The following is a 4,772-nucleotide window of genomic DNA, read 5'->3' on the forward strand; positions in this document are numbered from 1 at the left end:
TCATAAGGGAAGGCATTCCCTATTTCTATACAATTCAGAAATCTTTTATGCATTTACACAAGATATTTTACGCTCTCACGACACCATTTAGGATATTCCAAGTAGCCTCGCCCACTGCCTCGCCAGCCAAGTATGTTTCAAGGACACCTTTAACGTTCTTAATCCAAGGCATTGTTACTGCAGAACCATTTTGAAGAACCACCACAATATTGGGATTAACTTCCGAGAGTTTTTTAATCAACTCATTTTGGTTCTCAGGCAGATCAATTCGTACTTTATCAAAGCCTTCTGATTCGTCTTCTTCAGGGAGACCCGCAAAAACAATAACTTTATTGACGTTTTTTGCCAATTCAATTGCTTCATCGGACAGTGATTCTTTTGTATCTGTACCATTCAATGTATATCCTTGAGCATACTGGTAATCAGGATTGATCTGTTGAACAACACTCAGCGGGGTAGTCACTTTAAATGCATTTACGTGGGAACTGCCACCACCTTGGTAGCGAGGCTTGGCAGCCAACTCACCAACCACTCCAACAGTATCGGTGCTTTTTAGCGGCAATACTTGATCCTCATTCTTCAACAAAATCATACTTTGCTCAGCCGTTTTGCGGGCAAATTCATGCTGTTTTTCCTTTTGATAATTTACTGCATCATTGCTGTCTTTACTATAGGTATGGATCAGATTCAATACCCGTCGAGCAGCTTTGTCTAACTCAGATTCGGCCAACATACCACTCTCTACTGCATCGACAATTTCATTAATAGACGATTTTCCTTTCCCTGGCATTTCCAAATCTAAACCAGCTTTTATCGCCCTAACGTGATCGGCAACTGCGCCCCAATCAGACATTACCAAGCCTTGAAAGTCCCACTCATCACGTAAAATTTTAGTTAATAGCCACTTGTTTTCAGAATTCAAAGAACCATTAATTGAATTATATGAACACATCAAAGTGGCTGGATGAGCATTTTTAACAACATTTTCAAATGCTGACAGATAAATTTCCCTTAATGTCCGTTCATCCATGTCTGAAGAAACTGTAAAGCGCTGATTCTCCCGATTATTTGCCGCAAAATGTTTTAAGCTGACACCAACATTTTCGGATTGAACACCATTTACATAAGCACTTCCTAGTTCTCCAGCCACCAACGGATCTTCTGAAAAATACTCAAAGTTTCTACCAGCTAAGGGACTACGCTTCATATTAATTCCGGGGCCTAATAAAACAGCAACATCATTAGCCTTGGCAGCGATTCCCAAATGCTTTCCCAATTGAGTTAAGAGTGCGCGATCAAATGAACTTGCCGTTAAAGCGGAAGCAGGGAAGCTAACAGCCTCAACACTTTTATTAAGGCCTAAAGCATCCGAGGTATCAGCTTGCTTTCTTAATCCTGAAGGACCATCAGTCATCATGATACTTTTGATTCCTAAACGATCGATTGGCTCTGTGTACCAAAACTCCTTACCACTTACTAGCGATGCTTTCTCTCTAACCGTTAACTTATTTAAGATAGTACTAACTTGATTATTCATTAATTCTCCTTCTTTTTATTAGTTAATCATTTGTTTGACCACTTTCAGAGTGTTTACTGACCCTCGACCACCAATACTCCCCATGGATCGATATTAATTTGCCCGGAAACTTGACGATCCTTAATTAATTCAGTCCCCGCCTTAATATCTTGAATAGTTAGCTTTTGACTGGAATAGTTAAAGTAAAAGGTGATTTGTTTACCCAGCTCGTTTTTAGCCTGCTTAATAATGATCGGAAAAGTTTCTTCAGTTCTTTGTATTCCGAGTTCATCTACATAATTTTTGATAAGTTGATGAAGAACTCCTTGTGATGGATAACATCCAATGTAGATCGTTGAGCCTTGTCCAAATTTATTTTTAGTGATTGCGGCATAATCTTTCCAGTTTGGATCATCATACTTTGCAATGATTTGTGCCGTGTCAGGAATTAATAATTCCATCCAATCCTTTAAGCCCAGATCACTTTCTTTACTGATTGTTTTATCTTCTGGGACTAACTCACAGCCATCAGGATCTACAAACAGTTCATAGTGAATGCCACAGGCTTCACTAATGATTCCTGGCTGGGGAACAGTCCTCACTTTGACATGTTCATCAGTGAAACCAGATTTAAATGTATAAATAACATGACCACCGTTTTTGACATATTCATTCAACTTTTCAAGAAATTGATCGCTAATACTATATAGTAGTGGCACAACGACTAACTTATACTTGCTAAGATTAATATGGTGTTCATCAGAAATATCAGTATGAATATTTAATTTATAAAATTCATCATACAAAGATCGAAAGACATCATTGTAATTATGCTTATCAGAAAATGGAAAATTTTTCATTGCAGTGAGACTTTGGTTACTAACTAAGAATGCAACTTCAGCGGTTGATTTCAAATTAACCAAATGTGGTGACAATCGATCTAACTCAGCGCCCGTCTGACTGACCTCGTTGTAAACAGGGTTAGGACGAAAATCATGGCTCAAGATGCCCTTCCAATAGGTTTCAGCGGAATTATGGATGGAATGCCAATGCCAATATTCAACCATATTAGCCCCTGAAGCAATGTGGCTAAAAGCAAGCTGTCTCAATTGCCCGGGGTATGGAACTTGTTGTTTGAAAGCCTGGGCTTGAGTTTCTAGAACTAAATAATTGTCATTCTTGAGCGTTCGCATTTCGTCGCCAGCAAACGAAATTTCTGCTCCAGTTAAGTGCTTACGAGATGGATGGTAAATGTCAACCCCTGCGTAATCCAATGGCTCACTAGCTTTAAAATGATCCACATCTGGTTGAATACCGTAGGAATACCCGCGCCATTCAAAATCAAAGTTATGAGTTACAAACTGATCTGATAATTTATATTCATTAACCAGCTCAACTTGCCATTTCAAATACTGGTTAACTAAATCACGACGATATTGCTCAAATTCGGCCTGTAAACTCCCATTAATCGTTCCGTCCATTGAGGGAAAATCTTCCCATGCGTTAATACGGTTACTCCAGTAATCTAATCCAAATTCTTGATTTAATGCGTCCAAATCTCCATTAAAGCGATGTTTCATAAATTGTACAAATCCTTGTTGAACGTTACTGCTAGATGTCCCATAATGCTTAGTTTCGTTATCAACCTGATAGCCAATAACAGCGGGATGGTTGGCAACATGACTAATCATCTTGCGAATAATTCGGTCAGCATATTTTAGAAAAATAGGATTAGAGATATCAAAAATTTGACGAGCACCGTAAGCCTTCCTATGACCAGATACTTGGACCATTACTTCAGGATATTTACGTGCCAACCAACTAGGAATTGCATAAGTTGGCGTACCAACAATGACGTTAATACCAGCTTTGTGCATTGCATCTAAGACTTTGTCTAATTTTGAAAAATCAAACTTGCCATCTTCTGGTTCATATGTGCTCCACGTACTTTCGCCGATACGGACTACATTTATTTTCGCTGCAAGCATCATTTTAATATCCTCGTCAAGACGGTCATACGGAAGATATTCATAATAATAAGCCGTTCCATAAAGAATCTTTTTAAATGACATGTAAAGCCTCCTGATTCTTTCGTTTTAGTAAGCGCTTTCTAAACAGCCTTCAGTATGCAATATTAGGATAAAAAAATATATCGCCTAATCAAACTTGTAATTATCCAAATATGACATATAATGAATCTAATTTAAATTTAAAAGGAGAAAATCATGGACTTCCTTAAGAACGCCAAGCGATTACCTGTCATCGATTGGAATTTGACCTTCTTTGGTGCACATGAACAAAAAGTTGCAAATAATTGGACAGTTCCAATCGAAAAACACTATGCATTTGAATGCATCTACATCATTAAAGGCATCGAAAACATTCAAATTCAACATCGTGATTATGAACTACACCAAGGAGACTTTTTCTTAATTCCACCAGAGTTCATTCACAAGATGTCGGCTGGTAAAGATTTAACCTACTTCTGTTTTCATTTTGACATTGATGATCCCAAGCTTAAAGTTCAGCTAATTCACGGATTGGCATACTACCACCCTGCTCAATCCTCGTTGTGCAAGGATCTGACTCCTCATTTACAGACTTTAGATGGGCTCATTCATAAAGCTAACTACGATTTCAACACCAAGATGATTATTCAGATTGAGCTTTCCAAAATCCTACAACTCTTTTACAATGCGACTATGCAACAAACCAGCTCAGATTCTTCAACTTCAACGGAATATTCCCGAATTATTGCTGACTTCCTAAAAAACACAGTAACTGATCAAGTTATTAGTTATATAAAAAATGGTTACCTTAGCAATGAAGGCACTGGATTAGTAGAGCAGGCAATCAATCAAGTCGGGATTAGTGACGGTTATGGGTTCCGTGTCTTTAAAAAAACCTATGGAATTTCTCCACGAGAATATTTATCTCGGCTAAAAATTAATGAAGCCAAAAAGCTACTTATGAAACCACAATATTCAATTAGTGATATTAGCACCGCTCTTGGTTATACTAATCTAGCTAACTTTAGCCGGCAGTTCAAGCGTTGGAACAGTGAGTCTCCTCGTCAATGGCGAACTAAGAATGGGTCATAAAAGGATTTGCTTTATGGACATATATGGATAACTTTTAGAAGGATTTGGATAAGCTGGTATTTTAATCGAACTAATTCCTCCTGAATTATTCATAGTTCATTAAAAGCCCGTCAGTTTTCGTGTTTTTTCGAAAACTGACGGGTATGTTTTTATCT

2 protein-coding genes and 1 pseudogene are annotated in these 4,772 nt (G+C 37.9%); 1 reads left to right on the forward strand and 2 read right to left on the reverse strand.

All coding sequences use genetic code 11. The features are described from left to right. Window positions 1-76: 76 nt before the first annotated feature. Together QUF07_RS13195 and QUF07_RS13200 are read right to left on the reverse strand one after the other, a co-directional pair. A pseudogene (locus QUF07_RS13195) lies at window positions 77-1,537 on the reverse strand (glycoside hydrolase family 3 protein); the annotation flags it as partial. Between the two features lie 53 nt (window positions 1,538-1,590). After that, window positions 1,591-3,588: a beta-galactosidase gene (locus QUF07_RS13200; RefSeq protein WP_289427853.1), complete on the reverse strand. Its 1,998-nt coding sequence runs from the start codon at window positions 3,586-3,588 to the stop codon at window positions 1,591-1,593. Window positions 3,589-3,741: 153 nt separating this feature from the next. Here QUF07_RS13200 and QUF07_RS13205 point away from each other — a divergent pair, with 153 nt between their 5' ends. Next, window positions 3,742-4,617: an AraC family transcriptional regulator gene (locus QUF07_RS13205; protein WP_289427854.1), complete on the forward strand. Its 876-nt coding sequence runs from the start codon at window positions 3,742-3,744 to the stop codon at window positions 4,615-4,617. Window positions 4,618-4,772 lie beyond the last annotated feature (155 nt).

The organism is Lentilactobacillus sp. TOM.63 (assembly GCF_030361045.1).
Classification (GTDB): Bacteria; Bacillota; Bacilli; order Lactobacillales; family Lactobacillaceae; genus Lentilactobacillus; species Lentilactobacillus dabitei.

Coding starts and splice junctions, on each gene's coding strand:
- QUF07_RS13200 (WP_289427853.1), bottom strand. CDS start 3,588: ATGTCATTTAAAAAGATTCTTTATGGAACGGCTTATTATTATGAATAT.
- QUF07_RS13205 (WP_289427854.1), top strand. CDS start 3,742: ATGGACTTCCTTAAGAACGCCAAGCGATTACCTGTCATCGATTGGAAT.